The sequence below is a fragment of the Pediococcus parvulus genome, assembly GCF_964063155.1.
Classification (GTDB): domain Bacteria; phylum Bacillota; class Bacilli; order Lactobacillales; family Lactobacillaceae; genus Pediococcus; species Pediococcus parvulus.
The window spans coordinates 946,925-967,105 of record NZ_OZ061292.1; the positions used below are offsets into that span (position 1 = coordinate 946,925).

The window sequence follows — 20,181 nt, forward strand, 5'->3', positions numbered from 1 at the left end:
TTTGATCGGTTTAAAAGCCGTTATTGAATTAAGGAAAACATTACTAGTGTTTTCAAAATTGGGTGGTACCACGAAGACTTCGTCCCTTATGACGAGGTCTTTTTTTATATCAAAAAATAATTTAAGGAGTGAGAGTTAATGCGTGTAAAAGACACATTGAATTTAGGAAAGACAAAATTTAAGATGCGCGGTAATTTACCTGTTAATGAGCTAAAACGCGAACAGGTTTGGGAAGAAAATAAACTGTATGAACAACGACAAAAGTTAAATGAGGGTAAACCAACCTTTATTTTGCATGATGGACCTCCATACGCAAACGGCAATATCCACATGGGTCATGCCATGAATAAGGTTTCCAAAGATATTATTGTGCGCTACAAATCTATGGCAGGTTATCGTTCTCCCTATGTCCCTGGTTGGGATACCCATGGTTTACCAATTGAACAGCAATTAAAAAAAGCCGGCTATGATCGAAAAAAAATGACAACCACAGAGTTCCGTAAACTTTGCCGAGATTATGCGTTGAAGCAAGTTGAAATGCAAAAAGCAGACTTCAAGCGTTTGGGAGTTGCTGGTGAGTGGGATAATCCATATCTGACTTTGAAACCAGAATTTGAAGCTCAAGAAATTCGTACATTTGGTAAAATGGCGGAACAAGGTTTGATTTATAAAGGAAAACATCCTGTGTTCTGGTCTTGGTCATCTGAATCTGCCATGGCAGAAGCAGAAGTCGAATATCATGATGTCACTTCACCATCAGCTTTCTTTGCGGAACAAGTTGTAGATGGCAAAGGGGTCTTGGATACTGATACCTATTTGGTGGTTTGGACAACTACTCCTTGGACAATCCCTGCTTCTGAAGGGGTTACAATTGATGCTGATTTTGATTATTCAGTTGTGCAGCCTGAAGGTGAAACCCGCAAATTCGTGATTGCCACAGAATTAGTTGACAATGTGACCGAGAAATTTGGCTGGGAAAATGTGAAAGTTCTTAAAACAGTTAAAGGTGCTGACATGGATCGTGTCTTAACGCAACATCCATTCTATCCAGAGCGTAAATTAGTTGTCATGTTGGGCGATTTTGTGACATTAGATGCCGGAACTGGTTTAGTTCATACTGCTCCTGGTTTTGGTGAAGATGACTTCCGTGTTGGTCAGCAGTATGGTTTAGATATTTTAGTACCTGTAAATGATCAAGGCTATATGACAGATGAAGCTGGTAAAGATTTTGCAGGTGTCTTCTATGATGATGCAAATAAAATTGCCTTAGATAAATTAAAGGCAGCTAACTTGTTATTAGACTACATGCCTTACAAACATAGTTATCCATTTGATTGGCGGACCAAGAAACCCGTTATCTTCCGAGCAACTCCTCAGTGGTTTGCTTCAGTGGATAAAATTCGAGATAAAATCCTTAAGGCGATTGATGATGTTAAGTTCACACCATCATGGGGTCAAAAACGTCTTTACAACATGATTCGTGATCGTGGTGACTGGGTAATTTCTCGTCAACGTGTTTGGGGTGTGCCATTGCCAATCTTTTATGGTGAAGATGGTGAAGCAATCATGACCAAAGAAACGATTGGTCATGTTGCTGACTTGTTTGAAAAATATGGTTCCGATGTTTGGTTTGATCGTGAAGCTAAGGACTTACTTCCGGAAGGCTTTACTAGTGAGCATTCACCAAATGGTAAATTCACGAAAGAGACTGACATTATGGATGTTTGGTTTGATTCTGGCTCGTCACATCAAGGTGTCTTGGCGGAACGCGACTATCTCACCTATCCTGCTGATCTTTATCTTGAAGGATCTGACCAGTATCGTGGTTGGTTTAACTCCAGTCTAATTACCAGTGTAGCTGTTTCTGGCAAATCACCATATAAACAGGTGGTTTCCCAAGGATTTACACTGGATGGCCAAGGTCATAAAATGAGTAAGTCACTTGGTAATACGATTGTGCCAAGTGAGGTAATCAAGAAAATGGGTGCTGAAATTGTTCGGTTATGGGTTGCTTCAGTCGATTCTTCATCTGATGTTCGTGTCTCAATGGAAAACTTTGTGAAGATTTCTGATAGTTACAAGAAGCTCCGAAATACGCTGCGTTATTTGCTAGCAAACACAACGGATTATGATCCGAAAACTGATAAAGTGGCCTATCAAAATTTGGAATCAGCAGACAAATATATGTTGATTAAATATAACAAGTTGGTTCAAACTTTACGCGATGATTATGAAAAATATGATTTTCTAAATATTTACAAACGGGTTATGAATTTTGTGATCACCGACTTGTCTGCCTTCTATCTCGATTTTGCTAAAGACGTGGTTTATATTGATCCTGAAAAGAGTCAAAGTCGTCGTTCAATGCAAACCGTCTTCTACGAAATCTTAGTTGGCTTAACAAAATTGCTTACGCCAATTTTGCCTCATACTACTGAAGAGATTTGGGAGTACTTGAAAGAGCCGGAAGAATTTGTTCAATTGGCAGAAATGCCAGAAGTACAACATTTTGACGATGAAGAAACCATTTTTACCAACTGGGAAAAATTCAAGGGAATTCGTTCTAATGTGTTGAAGACTTTGGAAGAGGCCCGCGATGCTAAAATGATTGGTAAATCTATGGAAGCTCAAGTTAACTTATATGTTGACAAAGATACCAACCAACTTTTAAATGATTTGAACACAAATGTACGTTTGTTGTTGATCATTTCTAAATTAGAAGTTGAAGATTTGGATCAAGCTCCTGCAGATGCCGATCAGTTTAAGGGAATGGCCGTTAAGGTTTCACCTGCGCAAGGTTCTGTTTGTGCCCGTTGTCGAATGACTAAAACGGATGTTGGTTCAGATACAGCATATCCTGAATTATGTGCGCGTTGTGCCAAAATTGTTCGCGAAAATTATCCAGAAACGGTTGAAGAAGGATTAGAAGCTTAATTCAAAAAAATAATCTCATCAAAATTTTGTCGAATCTAATTTTTGACAATGATTGATGAGATTTTTTTATTATCCGTTAAGATGTATGCAAACTAGACGGTAATTAATTTACTTTTTTCTTAATTATCAGTATGATGTTTAAAGGAGCAGTCTAAAATGAGATAATAGCTAGACTAGCGAGGAGTGAGTTTCATGGAACATGGGGTAGTCAAAAGTTTTGATAAAGATAAAGGATTTGGATTTATTATTTTGGATGATGGTACAGAGGTTTTTGTACATTATTCTGCAATCGAAGGCGAGGGTTTTCGGATATTACATGAGGGCGCTGAAGTTAATTTATTAGTCGTCCAAGGTGCAAAGGGCCTTCAGGCAGTCAAAGTGAGTTTAGTGACTGACAACACGCCGTCTGAAACACCAGATCAAGCTAAAGATGAATCTACAAAGTAAATTTAAAAAAGTTCGAGGAATAATTAATGAATTTTGAAGAAAAAATTGTCAAAAGTGAACCCCGTTACAACGGAGCTATTATTGACGTTTACCAACAAACAGTAAAATTACCAAATGGTGAGTTAGCTAATCGGGATGTGGTTTTGCATCAAGATGCCATTGCTGTTTTAGCAATTACAGATGACAACAAAGCCATTTTTGAAAAACAATGGCGCGCACCCATAAAGAAAACGACGCTTGAAATTCCTGCTGGAAAAGTTGAGGCTGGTGAATCTGATGAGACGACTGCGATTCGTGAACTTAACGAAGAAACTCGCTATCAAGCAGATAATTTAAAACGGGTTGCTGGCTTTTATACAAGTCCTGGTTTTACAAACGAGTATATGACTCTTTATGTAGCCACGGGGCTCAAACAGGTAATAACCAAGTTGCCACAGGATGCTGATGAAAACATTCAATTAATGTCCCTTTCTTTGACAGAGGCGTTAGCAGGGGTTACTGATGGCACAATTGAAGATTCAAAAACAGTTCTGGCTATTTACTACTGGCAAACTTTAAATAAGTAGGTGAAAACTGTGAAGGATGACGAACAACAAGACGGTCTGACTCGTGAAGACTATCAAAAACGCAAACAGGCAGAAAATGAGCAGTTTGAAAAGCGAGATCGGAAACGGGTTCAAGTTGAACGAGATTATGCTCGAACACATGCTGAAGACGCGTCTCCAGAAGAAGAGCCCACAATTCGAAGTACAGCAGAACGTAAAAGCCGCAATTTAGGTAAACGTTTAAACTGGATTATTTTTGGATTACTTGTGGCAATTGTGATTGTTTATTTAATATTATTTTTTGTGGAATGAGGAATAGAAAATGAAGTATGGCGTAATTTGTGCGATGGAAGAAGAAATTAAAAGTTTACACAGTGCATTAACAGTAACAAACGAGACTGACATTAATGGGATTACTTTTTATGAAGGAACAATTCAAAATACCGAGGTTGTTTTGGTGCGTTCTGGAATTGGTAAAGTTGAGGCTGGGATCACGGCGGCTTTATTAGTCACAAATTTCAAAGTGGATGCTTTAATCCATTCCGGTTCTGCGGGTGGGATTGGTAAAGAATTGTCTGTGGGTGATGTGGTTGTTTCTACCCAGACCCTCTATCATGATGTTGATGCGACTGCATTTGGTTATAAACTAGGACAATTACCAGGTCAACCTGCTCGTTTTGATGCAGATCCTAAGTTAGTAGCTGAAATTGTGGACGCTGGTCATAAAACAGGATTAACGGTAAAAAAAGGTCTAATCGTTACTGGTGATCAATTTATTAGTAGTTCAGACAAAATTCAAACTATTTTGAATAACTTTCCTGATGCACTTTGTTGTGAAATGGAAGGCTGTGCAATCGGGCAGGTTGCCCACCAATTCAATGTGCCATTCGTGGTCATTCGCGCAATGTCAGATGTTGGCGATGAAAATGCTGGCGTGTCTTTTGATGATTTTATTATTGATGCTGGCAAACGCTCAGCTAAGATGCTGTTAGCGTTATTTGAGAATTAAAAGAATTTTTGAAAAATGAGTAGGAGAATTGAAATGAAGCAAGTTTATTTTGATAATGCAGCAACCACGCCCATGGCACCAGAAGTGGTTAAAAAAATCACTTCAGAAATGAGTCAAGACTTTGGTAATGCTTCCAGTACACATGCGTTTGGACGGAAGGCACGAATGGTATTAGATCAGAGTCGTCAGGTGATTGCAGACAGTATTAATGCCAATGAAGATGAAATTATCTTTACAAGTGGCGGAACTGAAAGTGATAATACGGCGATTATGCAAACTGCAATTGCTCGTCAATCGCTTGGTAAACATATCATCACGACAGCGATTGAACATCCTGCAGTTCTGAAACCTTTAGCTTATTTAGAATCAATCGGTTATGAAGTGACTTATTTACCAGTTGACCAGCAAGGTCTAATTAGTTTGGATGATTTAAAGGCTGCGTTACGTGATGATACGATCCTAGTTTCTATCATGACGGGGAATAATGAAGTGGGCAGTCACATGCCAATTCATGAAATTGGGGAGATCTTAAAGGATCATCAAGCTTGGTTTCATACCGATGCGGTACAGGCTTATGGTTTGTTGGATATTGATGTTAAACGCGACCACATTGATTTAATGTCAACCTCTGCACATAAATTGAATGGTCCTAAGTTCTTAGGTTTCTTATACAAAAGGGATGGTGTCAACTTCCCAAGTTTCCTAAAGGGTGGCGAACAAGAAGATAAGCGCCGAGCAGGTACCGAGAATGTGCCAGGCATAGCTGGATTTGCAAAAGCAGTTTCTTTATTAACTCCAGAAGTAAAATCTGAGATGCAGACGAAGTATCAAGGTTTCAAACAACAAATTATTGATGGTCTGAAACAAGCTGACATTGATTTTGAGATAAATGGTACATTGAATCCCAACAATTTACAGCATGTATTTAATCTTTGGATTAAGGGTGTTTCAACCTACGTGATGCAAACTAACTTGGATCTGAATGGAATTGCAGTGTCTGGTGGTTCTGCATGTACCGCGGGTAGTTTAGAGCCATCCCACGTGTTAATTGCAATGTATGGAAAAGAGTCACCACGCATTGGGGAATCCATTCGAATTAGTTTTGGAAAATATAATACAAGTGAAGATGTAGATTATTTAGTTGATAATTTAGTTCAAATTATTCAGCGTTTAAAAACTAAGGAGGCTGTGAAATAATGGCATTTACAACAGAAGTAAAAGTTGATGGTGATCACGATACGTATAAGATAAGTCCGGAAGTAAAGAAGTACACGTTAAGAGACTTGGGCTTCATCGTTTCTAATGGAGGTAACTTTGTGTTTGAACGATCTTTGGATCCGACTTCTCCATACAAACAAGGAAACAAATTACGCATTATCTTTGCTAAAGATTTAAGTGGCTTTAAAATGTCAGTAACGACGGCTAATGGTTTGAAGCGGGTCAATATTTTTAACAAAGAAAATGACCAACCACTTGTGGAACAGTATCACTACATTTTAGATGATATGGTTACCCGTGAAGTTTTTGTCAAAGCTTAGTTCGAAGGATTATGCCATAGTTTGAGTTGGTATAATCTTTTTTATGTCATTAAATTGCGATTGTTGTTCAACGTTTCAGATAAAACTAACTAATAAATAGTAAATGCTTTTCAGGATTTGCTTACTTTGTTATAATGGTCGTTACTGGATGTTGCGACCTTCAATCGTAGATTCTCCAGAATCTGATAGAAATGATGGTGATTTTGATGACAGACAATAGCAAAACTCGTGTCGTTGTCGGCATGAGTGGTGGTGTTGATTCATCAGTCGTAGCTTATTTGCTCAAGCAACAGGGCTACGATGTCGTTGGTGTTTTCATGAAAAATTGGGATGACACCGACGAGAATGGTTTTTGTACTGCAACTGAGGATTACAAGGATGTAGCGAAAGTCGCTGCAAAAATTGGAATTCCTTACTATTCGGTTAACTTTGAAAAGGAGTATTGGGACCGTGTGTTCACATACTTCTTGGATGAGTATAAAAAGGGCCGAACGCCAAATCCAGATGTGATTTGTAATAATGAGATTAAATTCAAAGCCTTTTTGGATTATGCCATTAGTTTAGGTGCGGATTACGTTGCTACTGGCCATTATGCAAAACTTGAGCGTGATGCACAGGGCAATCAGCATTTACTGCGTTCAGAGGATATGAATAAGGACCAAACTTACTTCTTGAATCAGCTAACTCATGAACAATTAGATCACGTCATGTTTCCATTAGGGGGCATGGTTAAAGCTAAGGTTCGTAAGATCGCTGAGAAGGCCGGTTTAGCAGTTGCTAATAAGAAGGATTCAGTTGGGATCTGCTTTATTGGCGAGAAGAATTTTAAAGAGTTTTTGGGCAATTATTTACCTGCTAAGGCTGGCAAGATGATGACAGTTGACGGCGAAGTTAAGGGCGAGCATGCTGGTTTGATGTATTATACAATTGGTCAGCGTCGCGGTCTTGGCATCGGCGGCGGTAGGCAAAATAATGATCCTTGGTTTGTTATTGGTAAGGATTTGAAGAAGAATATTTTGTATGTTGGTCAAGGCTACCATAATGAGCATTTATATGCCGATCAATTGGTTGCATCTGATCTTCATTTTGTAAATGATATTGTTGATCGTGGTGATTCATTCCGTTGTACAGCAAAGTTCCGTTATCGTGCAATGGATGTTGACGTCACTGTTCACTTCAACGAGGATCGTACTCAGATGACAGTTGATTTTGATGACCCTGCGCGTGCCATTACACCAGGCCAAGCCGTTGTTTTATATGACGGTGAGGAGTGTTTAGGTGGCGGGATTATTGATGCTGCTTACAGTAATGATAAAGTTTTACAATACATCTAAAAATTAAAATAAAAGGCCGTTTGCAATTCCATGGGGAAGCGTGAACGGCTTTTGTTTACTTTGAATTTTCTGCGCTAGACTGGCATAATAGTTTTAGCAATAGATGAAAAGGAAGATTAAGTTGACTAAATTATATTTTATTCGCCACGGAAAAACTGAATGGAATCAGGAAGGCCGTTATCAGGGTGCACGAGGAGATTCACCACTCCTGAAGGAAAGTTACAAGGAGATTGATGCCTTGGCTAAGCATCTAAGTTTAACTGCTTTTCGTCATATATATGTGAGCCCAGTTCGACGTGCTCGTGTTACGGGTAATACTTTACAACATGATTTGGATGAACTTCAGGGTCATCCAACGCCGCTGACAATTGCAAGTCGGTTGCGTGAGTTTAATTTGGGCAAAATGGAAGGTATGAAGTTTACGGATGTTAAAAAGAAATATCCACGCGAATTTGATGATTTTCAGAATCATCCCGATCAATATGATCCACGGGCCATTCAAGGGGAGTCATTTCCACAACTTATCCAACGAATGAAACCGTCTATTCATCGAATTACAGATATCTATCGCCAACCTACGGATAATGTGTTGATTGTCAGTCACGGAGCAGCCTTGAACGCGTTGGTGAATACACTGCTAGGTACTGATTTGCAGGATTTGCGTAAACGGGGCGGCCTATCAAATACAAGTACGACAATTTTAGAGACTTTTGATGCTGGCCAAACATTTTCATTAATTAAATGGAATGATACAAGTTATATTGCCCGCAAGGCTGACCCGACTGATATGATTTGAGGTAAACATGACAGAAAAAAAAGATTTAAAACGCGAAGCATCCAAACAAAAAGCTCAAAAAGCAGCATCATTGTTAGTTCAAGCAATTGACGCAAAACCAGATGATTTTCATCGCTATTATAATTTAGGCGTTTTTTTGACCCAAGCAAACAGTTTTGAGCAAGCAGAAGAATTGTATATGAAAGCTTTAGGACGTTTTCAAAAGAACAGTCAAGCACAAAATACGTTGCACTATGGTTTAGGGAATACGTATTACGAGGCTGGCGAGTTCAAAAAAGCCTTAGTTCAGTTTCAGTTGGTCAAAGATTCATCGCTTAAAAGTGATGCTTATTTGATGATTGCTCAAACTTATGTCGCACAAGATGATTATAAAACTGCTTTGGCATTTGCGCTAACTGCACAGGCCAAACATCAACAAGATCCAACGATCAATGGGTTAATTGGTGAGATTTTCTTAGCATTGGGAGATTTTGCTCATGCCGAGAGTTACTATGATCAGGCTCTTCATGCCAACGAAAAAAATGGCAAGTATCAATTTGAACGCGGATTAATTGCTTTGGTACAGGGTGAAAAAGAAACTGAGTACTTTAAAAAAGCAAAACAATTAGATCCAGCTTATTTTAAAAAAGGTCAACAGCGCCTTGAAGATATCGAGAAATTTATCCAAACGCGTGATCAAGATGCTAAAACAAAGGATGATAAGTAATGCCAAACGAATCGCTTAATTTATTTGATGAAGATTCGCAAAATACTGAATCAATTAAAACGGAACCTCAGTTTGTGGTGGGCAAAGTTTCTGCGATTTTTTTTGCTAGTCCGGATAGTTTTTATAAAGTTTTACTGGTAAAAATCAGTGAAACTAATTTGGAGTGGCATGAAGATGAAATCGTGGTAACCGGTAGCTTTGGTGATATTAAAGAAGAACAAGCCTATCGTTTTGTGGGTGCCACGGTTACCCATCCGAAGTATGGAACTCAGTTTCAGGCAACTAATTACGAGAGTGCCACACCAACAACGAAAGAGGGGCTAGTTGCTTATTTATCCGGTGACGAGTTCAAAGGAATCGGTAAAAAGACGGCTGAAAAGATTGTGGCGTTACTTGGAACCGGCGCAATTGATAAAATTATTCAAGATCCAGACGTTTTAACACCTTTAAATTTTAAAAAAGAAATGCAAGCAAATTTAGTTGCCGTCCTTAAAGCTAATAATGGAATGGAACAAATCATCATTGACTTGAACGGTTATGGGTTCGGAAGTCAGCTAGCAGCTAGTATTTATAATAAATACCGTGAAGAAACCCTCGATATTCTGCACAAGAATCCGTATCAATTGATCGAAGATATTGATGGAATTGGTTTTAAGCGAGCTGATCAAATTGCGGAAGCTTTAGATATTTCGTTTGATGCACCGGCACGGATTGATGGCGCTATTTTAACGGCCTCGAGTGACATCAGTAATTCTAATGGTGATACCTATACTGATGCCCGTTCACTTTTAAAAACGACGTTAGGGCTATTGGAAAATAGTCGCAATCAGGCCGTTGATCCGCAAAAAGTAGCCGATGAATTAGTTAGTTTGGCTAAGGATGGCAAGGTTGTTGGGGAAGAGAATCGAATTTATCTACGCAATTTATTTGAAGCAGAATGGCAAATTGCTGAGCACGTCAAACGGTTGCATGATGCCAAAGAAACGCACACGTTTAAAACTGATGAAATTCAAGGTGCGATTGATTTAGCACAAAAACAGTTTCACATTACCTATGATGATTCTCAACGCCAAGCTCTTTTAAAGGCAATGCAGTCAAAGTTGTTTTTACTAACCGGGGGTCCTGGAACTGGTAAAACAACCATTATTAATGGGATTGTCAAAACTTTTGCCACGTTAAATGATTTTTCTTTAGACGTCAATGAGTATCATGATAATCCGTTTCCGGTTTTATTAGCGGCACCAACTGGACGGGCAGCTAAACGGATGAGTGAAGTGACAGGTTTACCAGCAAGTACGATTCATCGGATGCTGGGACTAACCGGTCGTGAAACAAATCCTGACCAAGAAACGAAAGATCTTGAAGGCAGTTTGTTAATTGTGGACGAAATGTCGATGGTAGACACCTTTTTGTTTAAAACCTTGATGCGGGCAATTTCCAATAACATGAAAGTTATTTTGGTGGGCGATAAGGATCAGCTCCCATCTGTTGGTGCTGGTCAGATTTTCAATGATTTGTTGAAGAGTGAAGTTATTCCTAAGATTGAGTTAACCAAAATCTATCGACAAGATAATGGTTCAAGCATTGTGCCCCTTGCCCATGCGATTAAAGAAGGACGGCTGCCTGATGACTTTACCAAAAACCAAAAAGATCGTTCATTTATTGCCTGTTCAACTAGTCAAGTAGATAGTGTCATTTCACAGGTCGTCCATAAGGCTGAGCAAAAAGGATTTACCGCCCAAGATATTCAGGTTTTAGCACCGATGTATCGGGGGATGGCCGGTATCGATCGATTGAATGAATCATTGCAGAAGATCTTAAATCCTAAAAAAAACGCGCGGACCAAAGAAGTTGAATTTCGTGGCCAACACTTTCGGATTGGTGACAAAGTCCTTCAATTAGTTAATGTCCCAGAAAATAACGTTTTTAATGGTGATATGGGGATCATTAAGGGGATTATTTCAGCTAAGGACAAAGATAATACTGATAAACAAGATAAATTAGTGATTGATTTTGACGAGACTGAAGTGACGTATGGACGCAAGGATTGGATTCAAATTACCTTGGCATACTGTACGTCGATTCACAAATCACAGGGTAGTGAATTCAAGATGGTAATTTTGCCAATGGTTCAGCAATATTCACGGATGTTACAACGAAATTTGTTGTATACTGCAGTTTCCCGGGCAGAATCTTTGTTAATTCTCTTGGGGGATAAAACAGCCTTCGAAAAGTGCGTTAACAATTTAGCCGTTAATCGACGGACTACCTTGAAACAGCGTTTGTTAACTGTTTTTGATGGAAAACAGGTTGCAAAAACAAAATCCGATCTTTTAGTTGCGACAAAAAAAGTTGTGCCACAAGTCGAAACAGAAATAAAAGCGCCAGTCACTGCTAAAGTAGAAAAAAAATCAGGGGAATCTGCGGTACCCGACACTGTTTTAACCATCAGTAAAGTCCAAGGTCAAATAATCGATCCCATGATTGGGATGGCAGGAATTACGCCGCAAAGTTTTATGAAGGCTTAAAGGTGTTGCGCTTTTTTGCCAGGACTGCGATAATGGTGTCGGGATAAATTTGAGAGTTTTAATGGAGGATGTCATGACATCAGATAGCGCTAAGCAACGCATGAAACTTTTTACGCTAAATTCGAATCAACCGTTAGCTGAAAAAATTGCTAGAGAAGCCGGAGTTCCACTTGGTAAAGCGACTGTCAATCGTTTTAGTGATGGTGAAATTCAGGTTAATATTGATGAAAGTATCCGTGGGGCTGAAGTTTATGTAATCCAATCAATTTCAGAACCAGTAAATGATATGTTAATGGAGCTTATGATTATGGTTGATGCGCTTCGCCGAGCAAGCGCGAGTCAAATCAATGTGGTTATTCCTTACTATGGCTATTCGCGTCAGGATCGTAAGGCACGGTCACGTGAACCCATTACTGCAAAGCTAATTGCTGATTTGCTGGAAATGGATAAGATTACTCGGGTTGTAACAATTGACTTACACGCAGCTCAAATTCAAGGCTTCTTTGATGTTCCAGTTGATCATTTAGTGGCAGCTCCATTATTGGCCAGTTATTTTACGGATCATCAGATTACAGATAATTTGGTAGTTGTATCACCTGATCATGCGGGTGTTTCTCGTGCACGAACCATGGCGGAGTTATTAGGAACCCCGATTGCCATCATTGATAATCGGAATGTGGAATCTAGTGAGTCACTTGATGAAATTCCTACTGAAATAATTGGTGATGTAAAGGGGAAAACCTGTATTGTCGTGGATGATATGATTGATACGGGAACCCGAATTACTATTTCGGCGACGGCTTTGAAAAATGCCGGTGCTACAAAAGTTTATGGTTGCGCAACGCATGCTATTTTCTCTAAAAACGCACCTGAAATTCTCCAAAACTCTCAGTTAGAGAAAGTTGTTGTGACCGATTCTATTCGCATTGACAAAGAAAAACAATTTGATAAACTGGTTCAAATGTCAGTTGGCCCATTAGTGGGTAATGCGATTAAGATGATTCACAACAATGAGCCATTAGAACCACTTTTTAGAAGCTCAATTAAAAACTAAACATTCGTTTTGAAAGCATTTCTGGAGCAGTTCATCTTTTTCGATGAATGTCTAAAGGAATGCTTTTTTGCTGATGCCGTGGTTTTAATATGGGTAATTTAATGCTATGTTAATATTAAACATGCGTTGGAGGGATGTCTTTTGGATCGTATTCTAAGTTTTATGAAACGCGATGACGTTGAATTGTATACAACGTTATTTGTGATTATTCTTATTTTATTTTTATTGAAACCATTTTTGTCATTGATTTTATTTGTCGTGATTTTTTCTTTTCTTGGGCACGTGGGAACTAAAAATTTACGAAAAATTTTACCTCTGAATCAACCCTTTGCTACCGTTATTTTGTATGTGGTGACAATCGGTCTTTTTGTAATGATTGTTAGCATTGCAACCCCGCTGTTGGTCGATCAGTTTAGCGGCTTGCCTAAACTAGTTGAAGCGACAATCGACAAACATCCCGTTTTTGACAAACAAATTTATACTTGGGCTCAAAAGGCCATTCATAACTCTTCTATTCTGAAACATAGTTCAGATTTAGCTTTGACTGGGTTAGTAAAACTGGGTCATGTCGGTCGTGGCTTAGAACATGTATTAATGGCTATTTTTTTAAGCTTTATTTTCAATTTAACCTACACTCATTTACGTAATTTTGGCCATGCTTTTTTGCATAGTCGCTATAATCGTTTGTTTATTAATGTTTATACGCTGGCTGATAAATTTATTTCGATTTTCGGAACGGTTATTGAAACTCAGCTGATTATTTGTTCCATTAATACCATTCTCATGACTATCGGATTGTGGATCATTGGGATGCCGAGTTTACTAGTTCTGGCCTTAGTTGTTTTTGTTTTGGGCCTTATTCCGGTTGCTGGTGTGTTAATTTCACTTATTCCACTTGCGGTAATTGGCTTTTCCGTTAACGGTCTAATTACGGTCCTAGAAGTATTAATCTTGGTTGTCCTTGTGCATGCTTTTGAATCGTACTTCTTACACCCACGGCTTATGGCAAATGCTACGGCACTGCCAATATTTGTGACTTTCATCACTTTAATCGTAAGTGATGAATTGTTTGGAACCTGGGGGTTGATTGTGGGCATTCCAATTGTGGCTTTCTTTATCGATGTCTTAGGGGTTAATATTCGCAAACAGCAACCCAAAAACATAAAGCAAAGTATTCATTCAGAAATTGATAATTAAGCTTTGAAAACGTTTTATATAATTAATTTGATAATTGACTAGTAAAAAATGAACTTTTATGATTGATTTTGAACGAAATTGGTGCTATATTACTATAGGCAGGTGAAATGAAAGTGTTTACAGAAGAAAGACAACAAGCAATAATCAAACAGCTTAATCGAGATGGCATCGTCAAACTTCAAGAACTGGTGCAAACGTTAGACTGCTCAATTTCTACGGTGCGCCGTGATTTGCAAGAGTTAGAAGATCAGGGAAAACTTGTGCGTGTTCATGGTGGGGCAACCCAAATTACTACTTTGCAAAGCGAACCAGGTGTTTTAGAAAAGTCTTCCAAAAACGTTCAGGCGAAGCAAAAAATCGCTAAATTGGCTGTTCAACAGATTAGGGCTGATGAAGTTATCTATTTGGATGCAGGGACGTCGACTGAAGCGATGATTCCGTTTATGACAACTTTAAGCTCTGTTCTGGTAGTCACAAATGGTGTGCAATTGGCTTCAAAGTTAGCAGACATTAATGTGAAAACTTATTTATTAGGTGGTGAACTTAAAAACACCACTAAGGCCATCATTGGTGCGGATGTAGTCGAAACGATCAAAAACTTTCGGTTTAACCGGGCATTCATGGGCGTGAACGGGGTTCATCCTAAATACGGGTTTACAACTCCGGACCCAAATGAAGCGGCTGTGAAGCGGGCCGTTCTAGCTCAAAGTGAGTTAGGATATTTTCTTGCAGATAAAAGTAAATTAAACGAAGTGTCGTTTGCGAAAGTTGCTGAACTAGGTGCTGGTGTTTTACTTACTGATGAGCACGATAAAGAAGTTTTACAAGAATTTGATCAGACAAAAAGAATAATGGAGGCTGAAAAATGATTTATACGGTAACTTTGAATCCATCGATAGACTATGTGGTTCAACTTCCAAAATTAAATTTGGGTGAAGTCAATCGACTTGAAACCAGTTATAAATTCCCAGGTGGTAAAGGAATTAATGTTTCACGAATTTTACGTGAACTTGGCTATGCCAATCAAGCCTGGGGATTTTTAGGTGGGTTTACAGGTGAATTTGTCAGTGACAAACTTAATCAGCTAAACTTGGATAGTCATTTTACTAAGATTGCAGATGATACTCGAATTAATGTCAAACTCAAAGCTGATCAAGAAACTGAATTAAATGCAGCGGGTCCAAAAATTACAAAGGCCGAAAAGCAAGTGTTTGTTTCCCAATTTGATGAGTTGAAAGAAAATGATGTAGTCATTTTTTCTGGAAGTGTGCCAAGTAGTTTACCCGAAACCTTTTATTTTGACCTAATTCAAAAGGTTAAGGAACGACATGCGGAATATGCAGTGGATACGACTGGTGAGGCGCTCAAGAAAACTTTGCCAACGCATCCAGTGGTTGTTAAGCCTAATAATCATGAGTTGGCTGATTTATTTGGAGTTGAACTCAATAGCCTAGCTGAAATTAAAAAGTATGGACAAAAATTAATCGCCATGGGTGCGCAAAACGTCATGATTTCAATGGCAGGTGATGGTGGGATGTTAGTTACCAAGGATCATTGTTATCGCAGTGCCGCGCCAAAGGGGACCGTTCAAAATTCTGTCGGCGCCGGAGATTCAATGTTAGCTGGTTTTACCGGGACTTTTGATGCTACTCACGATCCAGTGGAAAGTTTCCGTTACGGATTGGCCTGTGGAAGTGCCACAGCCTTTTCTGCAGATATTGCGACCAAGGCAAAAATTGATGAAATATTACCACAAATTAAAATAGAAGAATTTTAGGAGGCGAGAATCTCATGGATATTCGTGAATTATTACTTAAGGATGTCATGATCATGGATTTAAAAGCTAAGTCAAAAGACGAAGTTATTGATGAAATGGTTCATAAGTATTTTGAACAGGGTGTGATTGATGATGAGAAGTTGTATAAGGCCGACATCATCAAACGGGAACAAGAATCCACAACCGGAATTGGTGATGGGATTGCGATGCCTCATGCTAAAGACAAGGCCGTAAAACGAGCCACAGTTCTTTTCGCTAAAAGTGAAGCCGGGGTCGACTTTGATGCGTTAGATGGGCAACTAGTTCAGTTATTCTTTATGATTGCCGCTCCAGAAGGTGCTAATAATACTCATTTACAGGCTTTAGCTTCCTTATCTAGCTTATTAATTAATCCAGATTTAGTTGCTAAACTGAAACAAGCTAAGACTCCTGATGAGGTGCAACAGCTCTTTTCTGATGCCCAGTCGGCAAAAGAGGCTCAGGAAAAAGCAGATGCTGAAAAAGAATCTAAGACAAGCGATGTCCCTCAAGATAATGGTAAACGCCCTTATGTTGTGGCTGTTTCTGCTTGTCCAAACGGGATTGCTCATACGTATATGGCAGAAGCTGCTTTAAAAAAGTCCGCTAAAGAAAAAAATATTGATATTAAAGTTGAAACAAATGGTTCTGAAGGCGTTTTACATCGTTTGACCGCTGAGGACATTGCCAGAGCTGATGGCGTCGTGATTACCGCAGATAAAAAGGTGGAAATGGCGCGTTTTAATGGTAAAAAATTATTAAACCGACCAGTAATTGATGGCATTAATAAATCTGACGAATTATTAGATCAAATTGAAGCTGGCAACGCACCGATTTATCAGGCTGTTGACGGTGATGAACCAAGTGATTCTGAAGAGGGCCAAAATGGCGGTCTTTGGAATGAAATCTATAAAGATTTGATGAATGGTGTTTCGCATATGCTGCCTTTCGTTGTGGGTGGCGGAATTATCATGGCGTTATCATTTATTCTAGAACGTTATGTGGGTTCGCATAGTATGTACTTCTTGTTTTTTAATCATTTAGGTAACTATGCGTTTGCGTTTTTAGTTCCAATTTTGGCCGGCTATATTGCGGAATCAATTGGTGATTTGCCTGCTTTAATGCCAGGTGTTGTTGGCGGTTTTATGGCCAATACGGCGGCTGCCAATATCATGAAAACTACTAGTGTTTCTGGATTTATTGGTGGTTTGTTAGCTGGTTTCTTAGCCGGAATTGTAGTGAACTGGCTTAAAAAGGTCTTTAAAGGGGTTCCAAGAAGTTTAGAAGGTCTGAAGCCAATGCTACTTTACCCAATTTTGAGTTTGCTAATTGTTGGTGTGTCAATGTTCTTTATCATTAATCCAATTTTTGCAGCTGTAAATGCATGGATTACCCATGTCTTAAACGGAATGGGGACCGGGAATGCAGTCTTGCTAGGGACGATTCTTGGCGGCATGATGGCATTGGATATGGGAGGTCCATTCAATAAGGCTGCTTACACATTTGCAATTGCCGCCTATACATCAACTGGCGACGGCAAACTGATGGCTGCTGTTATGGTTGGTGGGATGATTCCACCACTTGCTACTGCGATTGCCACAACTGTTTGGCCCAAGAAATTTACGGAACAGGAACGCCAAGCTGGTATTTCTAATTGGGTATTAGGTATTTCTTTTATCACGGAAGGTGCAATTCCATTTGCCACTGCTGATCCACTGCATGTGATTGTTTCTAGTGTAATCGGCTCAGCAATTGGAGGCGGTTTGACTCAGCTATGGCGGGTTAGTGTTCCTGCACCGCATGGTGGTCTTTGGGTATTACCTTTGGCTTCAAACGGATTATTTTATGTTTTGGCCGTTGTTGTTGGTGCGATTGTAGCTGGGATCATATTAGGAATCTGGCGACCGGTTAAAGTTCAATCAACAAAATAAATAAGTTTAAAAAAGAGTGAGGAAAAGGCGGTTAGATTCTGAGCACAATCTAGACTAAGCGGAAGAATCTGACTTTTTTCACTTTTTAGAAATAATTTATGGGAAAATATATAAACGAGGCCAGCAAAACTATGTTTTGTTGCAGCCTCGTTTTTTGTAAATATTTTCAGTCTGAATATTATGAAAAAATGACTAAATTTAGGTACTTGAAAATGTATAAAATTCGTCAAAACGAAATTTTTATACATTATGGAAACGACTGATAATCAAAGTGTAAAGGCCTAATGTTACAAGACTATGTAACAATCGCCAAATACTGTAACATGTTTGTAACAGTGCTTGAAACAGGCGTTCGCTTTAGAAAAGAAACAAAAAAAAGTTTAAGAAAGTTTAAAGGAAAACGGATACCTTAACAACTTTAGTAGCAAGCTTTCATATGCTTTTCCAAAAGCTTATTCGGAAATATATGCATAAACAGGCTATTTTTTTACGAAATTTCGTGCTACAATACACCTAGTAAATTTATTAGGTTTATACTAATTGTTTAAAAATGATTATTTATAGCTTTAGAAATTGAATTAAAGGAGTGGGGTATATGGTTAAATCACACAGTAATTCTAAAACAACAAAGGTAGTACTCGCAGGAGTTGCAGGTGCGGCTGGATTGTTTATCGCTGGAGCTACACAAACTGTTAATGCTGATTCAGTAAAAGTTGCCAAAAATGACACAGTTTGGGGCATTTCTCAAAAGTATAATGTTTCCATTAAGAGTATTGAGACTTTAAATAAAATCAATCAAAAGTCACATTTAATTTTGGTTGGTCAAAAAGTTGAAATTCCTGGAACAACAGATCAAAAACAAAGCGAAGCAAGTTCAAAAGAATACATAAAAGTCACTGTTAAAGCGGGCGATAGTTTATGGCAAATTGCTCAAGATAAGGGTGTCTCTGTTGCTTCGATTAAAGAAGCTAATGGACTTAGCAGTAATTTAATTTTGGTTGGTCAATCCTTAAAGGTTCCTGTTTCTGGTAGCAATGCTGCTAAAAGCACTGCACCAAAGGTTGAATATAAGGCTGCTTCTTCAGCTGCTCAAAGTTCATCAACCTCAGCTGCAGGTGAAAGTTCAGTTTCATCAGCGTCAGTTTCCAGTTCAAGCAAGGCTGAAGCTGCGTCAACAAGTTCTTCAGTTTCGAGTGTGTCAAGTTCTTCAACAGACGCAAGTTCTGTAACTTCTGAAAGCTCGAGTGTGGCTTCAAGTAGCGCGGCTTCTTCTGAAACGACCTCAGCAAGTAGCACTGTATCTGCAAGTAGTGCAGTTTCATCTGCTTCAACGCCTAGTGTGGTATCTGAAAGCTCAAGTAGTGCAGCTTCAAGTACAACTCCAAGTTCCAGTGCAGCACAGAGTTCTAGCGCAGCTAAATCTGTAGCTTCAACAGTTAGTTCGAGTGTTGCTTCTAGTGCAACACCTAAATCAAGTGCTGCAGCCGTGAAGACAGCTTATTCAACAAGTTCAACTCAAAGTAGCACAGCAACGAAAGCTTCTAGTGCAGCTAAGACAACAGTTACTTCAGCAGCTTCATCAAGTTCTAAAACAACTGCAAGCAGTGCTTCAACCAAAACTACAACCACATCAAGCAGTTCTGCTTTAACTTCTGGTTCAGTGGTAAGTCTTGCTGTCAAGTTGGCTAATGCCAATATTCCTTACGTATGGGGCGGTTCTACTTTAAGTGGAATGGATTGCTCTGGCTTAGTTGATTATGTATATAAGAATGCTGAAGGGATTAGCTTACCTCATAATACTATTGCCCTTGAAAGCTATGTCACAACAGAATCTGTTTCTGCGGCTCAACCAGGAGATTTGATTTTCTGGGGTTCTAAAGGTTCAACTTACCATGTAGCTATCTACATTGGTAATAACCAATATGTTGCTGCTCCACAACCTGGTCAAAATGTTGATGTTGAAACAATCAGCAGTTACTTTGCACCAAGCTTTGCAGGACGTGTTAAATAAATTTTAAAAAAACAAAAAGCTGGAGAGTAATTGATTTCCGGCTTTTTTGATCCAAAAAAATCAGGAAACCCATCTAACATTGCAAGGTGAGTTTCCTGATTTTATATATTGTAATTTAAAACGTCGTTAATTTGTAGTTATCACTATTTTGCTCATATTCTAAAGCTTTGCCTTCAAGTGGTTCAACAAATTCAATGTTGTAATCTGTATTATCCTCAACCAACTGAATAGCATCTTCTTTTGTTGGTGCTTCCAGATAAATAGATTTGGTAGCTTCCCGTTTAGGGGTTGTTTCTGCAGATGTTTGGAATAAAACTTTAAAAATCATGACATGTGCTCCTTTTAAGAAAATTTAA

The 20,181-nt window shown here is 38.9% G+C and carries 18 protein-coding genes and 1 other annotated feature (1 of these 19 running past the window's edge); of the genes, 17 read left to right on the forward strand and 1 reads right to left on the reverse strand.

The genetic code is table 11. From position 1 onward, the window contains the following. Positions 1-90: a binding site (T-box leader), on the forward strand (it extends 124 nt beyond the left edge of the window). A gap of 48 nt (positions 91-138) precedes the next feature. The 17 genes from ileS (at position 139) to AB3217_RS04725 (ending at position 19,825) form a co-directional block, all read left to right on the forward strand. Continuing rightward, entirely contained in the window at positions 139-2,934 is a 2,796-nt protein-coding gene (gene ileS, locus AB3217_RS04645; RefSeq protein ID WP_367365730.1) for an isoleucine--tRNA ligase, read from the forward strand. Positions 2,935-3,126: 192 nt separating this feature from the next. Continuing rightward, on the forward strand, positions 3,127-3,381 hold the full coding sequence (locus AB3217_RS04650; protein WP_367365731.1) for a cold-shock protein: 255 nt from the start codon (positions 3,127-3,129) through the stop codon (positions 3,379-3,381). 26 nt (positions 3,382-3,407) lie between these two features. Then, entirely contained in the window at positions 3,408-3,947 is a 540-nt protein-coding gene (locus AB3217_RS04655; RefSeq protein WP_057783914.1) for an NUDIX hydrolase, read from the forward strand. A gap of 9 nt (positions 3,948-3,956) precedes the next feature. Then, the gene (locus AB3217_RS04660; protein ID WP_057783912.1) at positions 3,957-4,238 is read left to right on the forward strand and encodes a hypothetical protein; all 282 of its coding nucleotides are present in this window, start codon (positions 3,957-3,959) and stop codon (positions 4,236-4,238) included. Positions 4,239-4,248: 10 nt separating this feature from the next. Continuing rightward, on the forward strand, positions 4,249-4,935 hold the full coding sequence (locus AB3217_RS04665; RefSeq protein WP_057783910.1) for a 5'-methylthioadenosine/adenosylhomocysteine nucleosidase: 687 nt from the start codon (positions 4,249-4,251) through the stop codon (positions 4,933-4,935). Between the two features lie 33 nt (positions 4,936-4,968). Continuing rightward, positions 4,969-6,132: a cysteine desulfurase family protein gene (locus AB3217_RS04670; protein WP_068805465.1), complete on the forward strand. Its 1,164-nt coding sequence runs from the start codon at positions 4,969-4,971 to the stop codon at positions 6,130-6,132. Next, positions 6,132-6,473, forward strand: coding sequence for a DUF1831 domain-containing protein (locus AB3217_RS04675; RefSeq protein ID WP_057783906.1), 342 nt, complete (start codon positions 6,132-6,134; stop codon positions 6,471-6,473). Before AB3217_RS04670 ends, AB3217_RS04675 begins: the two co-directional genes overlap by 1 nt. Before the next feature lie 206 nt (positions 6,474-6,679). Then, positions 6,680-7,807, forward strand: a complete 1,128-nt coding sequence (gene mnmA / locus AB3217_RS04680) for a tRNA 2-thiouridine(34) synthase MnmA (protein ID WP_367366120.1) — start codon at positions 6,680-6,682, stop codon at positions 7,805-7,807. Between the two features lie 121 nt (positions 7,808-7,928). Then, a complete protein-coding gene (locus AB3217_RS04685) occupies positions 7,929-8,603 on the forward strand; it encodes a histidine phosphatase family protein (RefSeq protein WP_068805470.1) in 675 nt (224 codons plus the stop codon). A gap of 7 nt (positions 8,604-8,610) precedes the next feature. After that, positions 8,611-9,309 (forward strand): lipopolysaccharide assembly protein LapB, encoded by a 699-nt coding sequence (locus tag AB3217_RS04690; RefSeq protein ID WP_260267412.1) that lies wholly within the window; start codon positions 8,611-8,613, stop codon positions 9,307-9,309. Next, positions 9,309-11,837, forward strand: a complete 2,529-nt coding sequence (locus tag AB3217_RS04695) for an ATP-dependent RecD-like DNA helicase (RefSeq protein ID WP_367365732.1) — start codon at positions 9,309-9,311, stop codon at positions 11,835-11,837. The genes AB3217_RS04690 and AB3217_RS04695 overlap by 1 nt, the downstream gene beginning before the upstream one ends. A gap of 73 nt (positions 11,838-11,910) precedes the next feature. After that, positions 11,911-12,891 (forward strand): ribose-phosphate diphosphokinase, encoded by a 981-nt coding sequence (locus AB3217_RS04700; RefSeq protein WP_057783896.1) that lies wholly within the window; start codon positions 11,911-11,913, stop codon positions 12,889-12,891. A 141-nt stretch (positions 12,892-13,032) separates the two neighbouring features. After that, complete coding sequence (locus AB3217_RS04705) at positions 13,033-14,088, forward strand: AI-2E family transporter (RefSeq protein ID WP_260267408.1); 1,056 nt, start codon at positions 13,033-13,035, stop codon at positions 14,086-14,088. 107 nt (positions 14,089-14,195) lie between these two features. Then, positions 14,196-14,957, forward strand: a complete 762-nt coding sequence (locus AB3217_RS04710; protein WP_367365733.1) for a DeoR/GlpR family DNA-binding transcription regulator — start codon at positions 14,196-14,198, stop codon at positions 14,955-14,957. After that, positions 14,954-15,865, forward strand: a complete 912-nt coding sequence (pfkB, locus tag AB3217_RS04715; protein ID WP_057783889.1) for a 1-phosphofructokinase — start codon at positions 14,954-14,956, stop codon at positions 15,863-15,865. Before AB3217_RS04710 ends, pfkB begins: the two co-directional genes overlap by 4 nt. A gap of 14 nt (positions 15,866-15,879) precedes the next feature. Next, positions 15,880-17,814, forward strand: coding sequence for a fructose-specific PTS transporter subunit EIIC (locus tag AB3217_RS04720; RefSeq protein WP_367365734.1), 1,935 nt, complete (start codon positions 15,880-15,882; stop codon positions 17,812-17,814). Between the two features lie 595 nt (positions 17,815-18,409). Continuing rightward, complete coding sequence (locus tag AB3217_RS04725; protein WP_068805497.1) at positions 18,410-19,825, forward strand: C40 family peptidase; 1,416 nt, start codon at positions 18,410-18,412, stop codon at positions 19,823-19,825. A 115-nt stretch (positions 19,826-19,940) separates the two neighbouring features. Here AB3217_RS04725 and AB3217_RS04730 read toward each other — a convergent pair whose 3' ends face one another. Beyond that, positions 19,941-20,153 (reverse strand): DNA-directed RNA polymerase subunit epsilon, encoded by a 213-nt coding sequence (locus tag AB3217_RS04730; protein ID WP_057783881.1) that lies wholly within the window; start codon positions 20,151-20,153, stop codon positions 19,941-19,943. Between the last annotated feature and the right edge of the window lie 28 nt (positions 20,154-20,181).

Excerpts from the sequence above, each read along its gene's own strand:
- AB3217_RS04695 (WP_367365732.1), top strand. The coding sequence starts at position 9,309 with ATGCCAAACGAATCGCTTAATTTATTTGATGAAGATTCGCAAAATACT.
- AB3217_RS04650 (WP_367365731.1), top strand. The coding sequence starts at position 3,127 with ATGGAACATGGGGTAGTCAAAAGTTTTGATAAAGATAAAGGATTTGGA.
- AB3217_RS04655 (WP_057783914.1), top strand. The coding sequence starts at position 3,408 with ATGAATTTTGAAGAAAAAATTGTCAAAAGTGAACCCCGTTACAACGGA.
- AB3217_RS04725 (WP_068805497.1), top strand. The coding sequence starts at position 18,410 with ATGGTTAAATCACACAGTAATTCTAAAACAACAAAGGTAGTACTCGCA.
- AB3217_RS04700 (WP_057783896.1), top strand. The coding sequence starts at position 11,911 with ATGACATCAGATAGCGCTAAGCAACGCATGAAACTTTTTACGCTAAAT.
- AB3217_RS04675 (WP_057783906.1), top strand. The coding sequence starts at position 6,132 with ATGGCATTTACAACAGAAGTAAAAGTTGATGGTGATCACGATACGTAT.
- ileS (WP_367365730.1), top strand. The coding sequence starts at position 139 with ATGCGTGTAAAAGACACATTGAATTTAGGAAAGACAAAATTTAAGATG.
- AB3217_RS04690 (WP_260267412.1), top strand. The coding sequence starts at position 8,611 with ATGACAGAAAAAAAAGATTTAAAACGCGAAGCATCCAAACAAAAAGCT.
- AB3217_RS04670 (WP_068805465.1), top strand. The coding sequence starts at position 4,969 with ATGAAGCAAGTTTATTTTGATAATGCAGCAACCACGCCCATGGCACCA.
- AB3217_RS04710 (WP_367365733.1), top strand. The coding sequence starts at position 14,196 with ATGAAAGTGTTTACAGAAGAAAGACAACAAGCAATAATCAAACAGCTT.
- AB3217_RS04720 (WP_367365734.1), top strand. The coding sequence starts at position 15,880 with ATGGATATTCGTGAATTATTACTTAAGGATGTCATGATCATGGATTTA.
- mnmA (WP_367366120.1), top strand. The coding sequence starts at position 6,680 with ATGACAGACAATAGCAAAACTCGTGTCGTTGTCGGCATGAGTGGTGGT.
- AB3217_RS04665 (WP_057783910.1), top strand. The coding sequence starts at position 4,249 with ATGAAGTATGGCGTAATTTGTGCGATGGAAGAAGAAATTAAAAGTTTA.
- pfkB (WP_057783889.1), top strand. The coding sequence starts at position 14,954 with ATGATTTATACGGTAACTTTGAATCCATCGATAGACTATGTGGTTCAA.
- AB3217_RS04730 (WP_057783881.1), bottom strand. The coding sequence starts at position 20,153 with ATGATTTTTAAAGTTTTATTCCAAACATCTGCAGAAACAACCCCTAAA.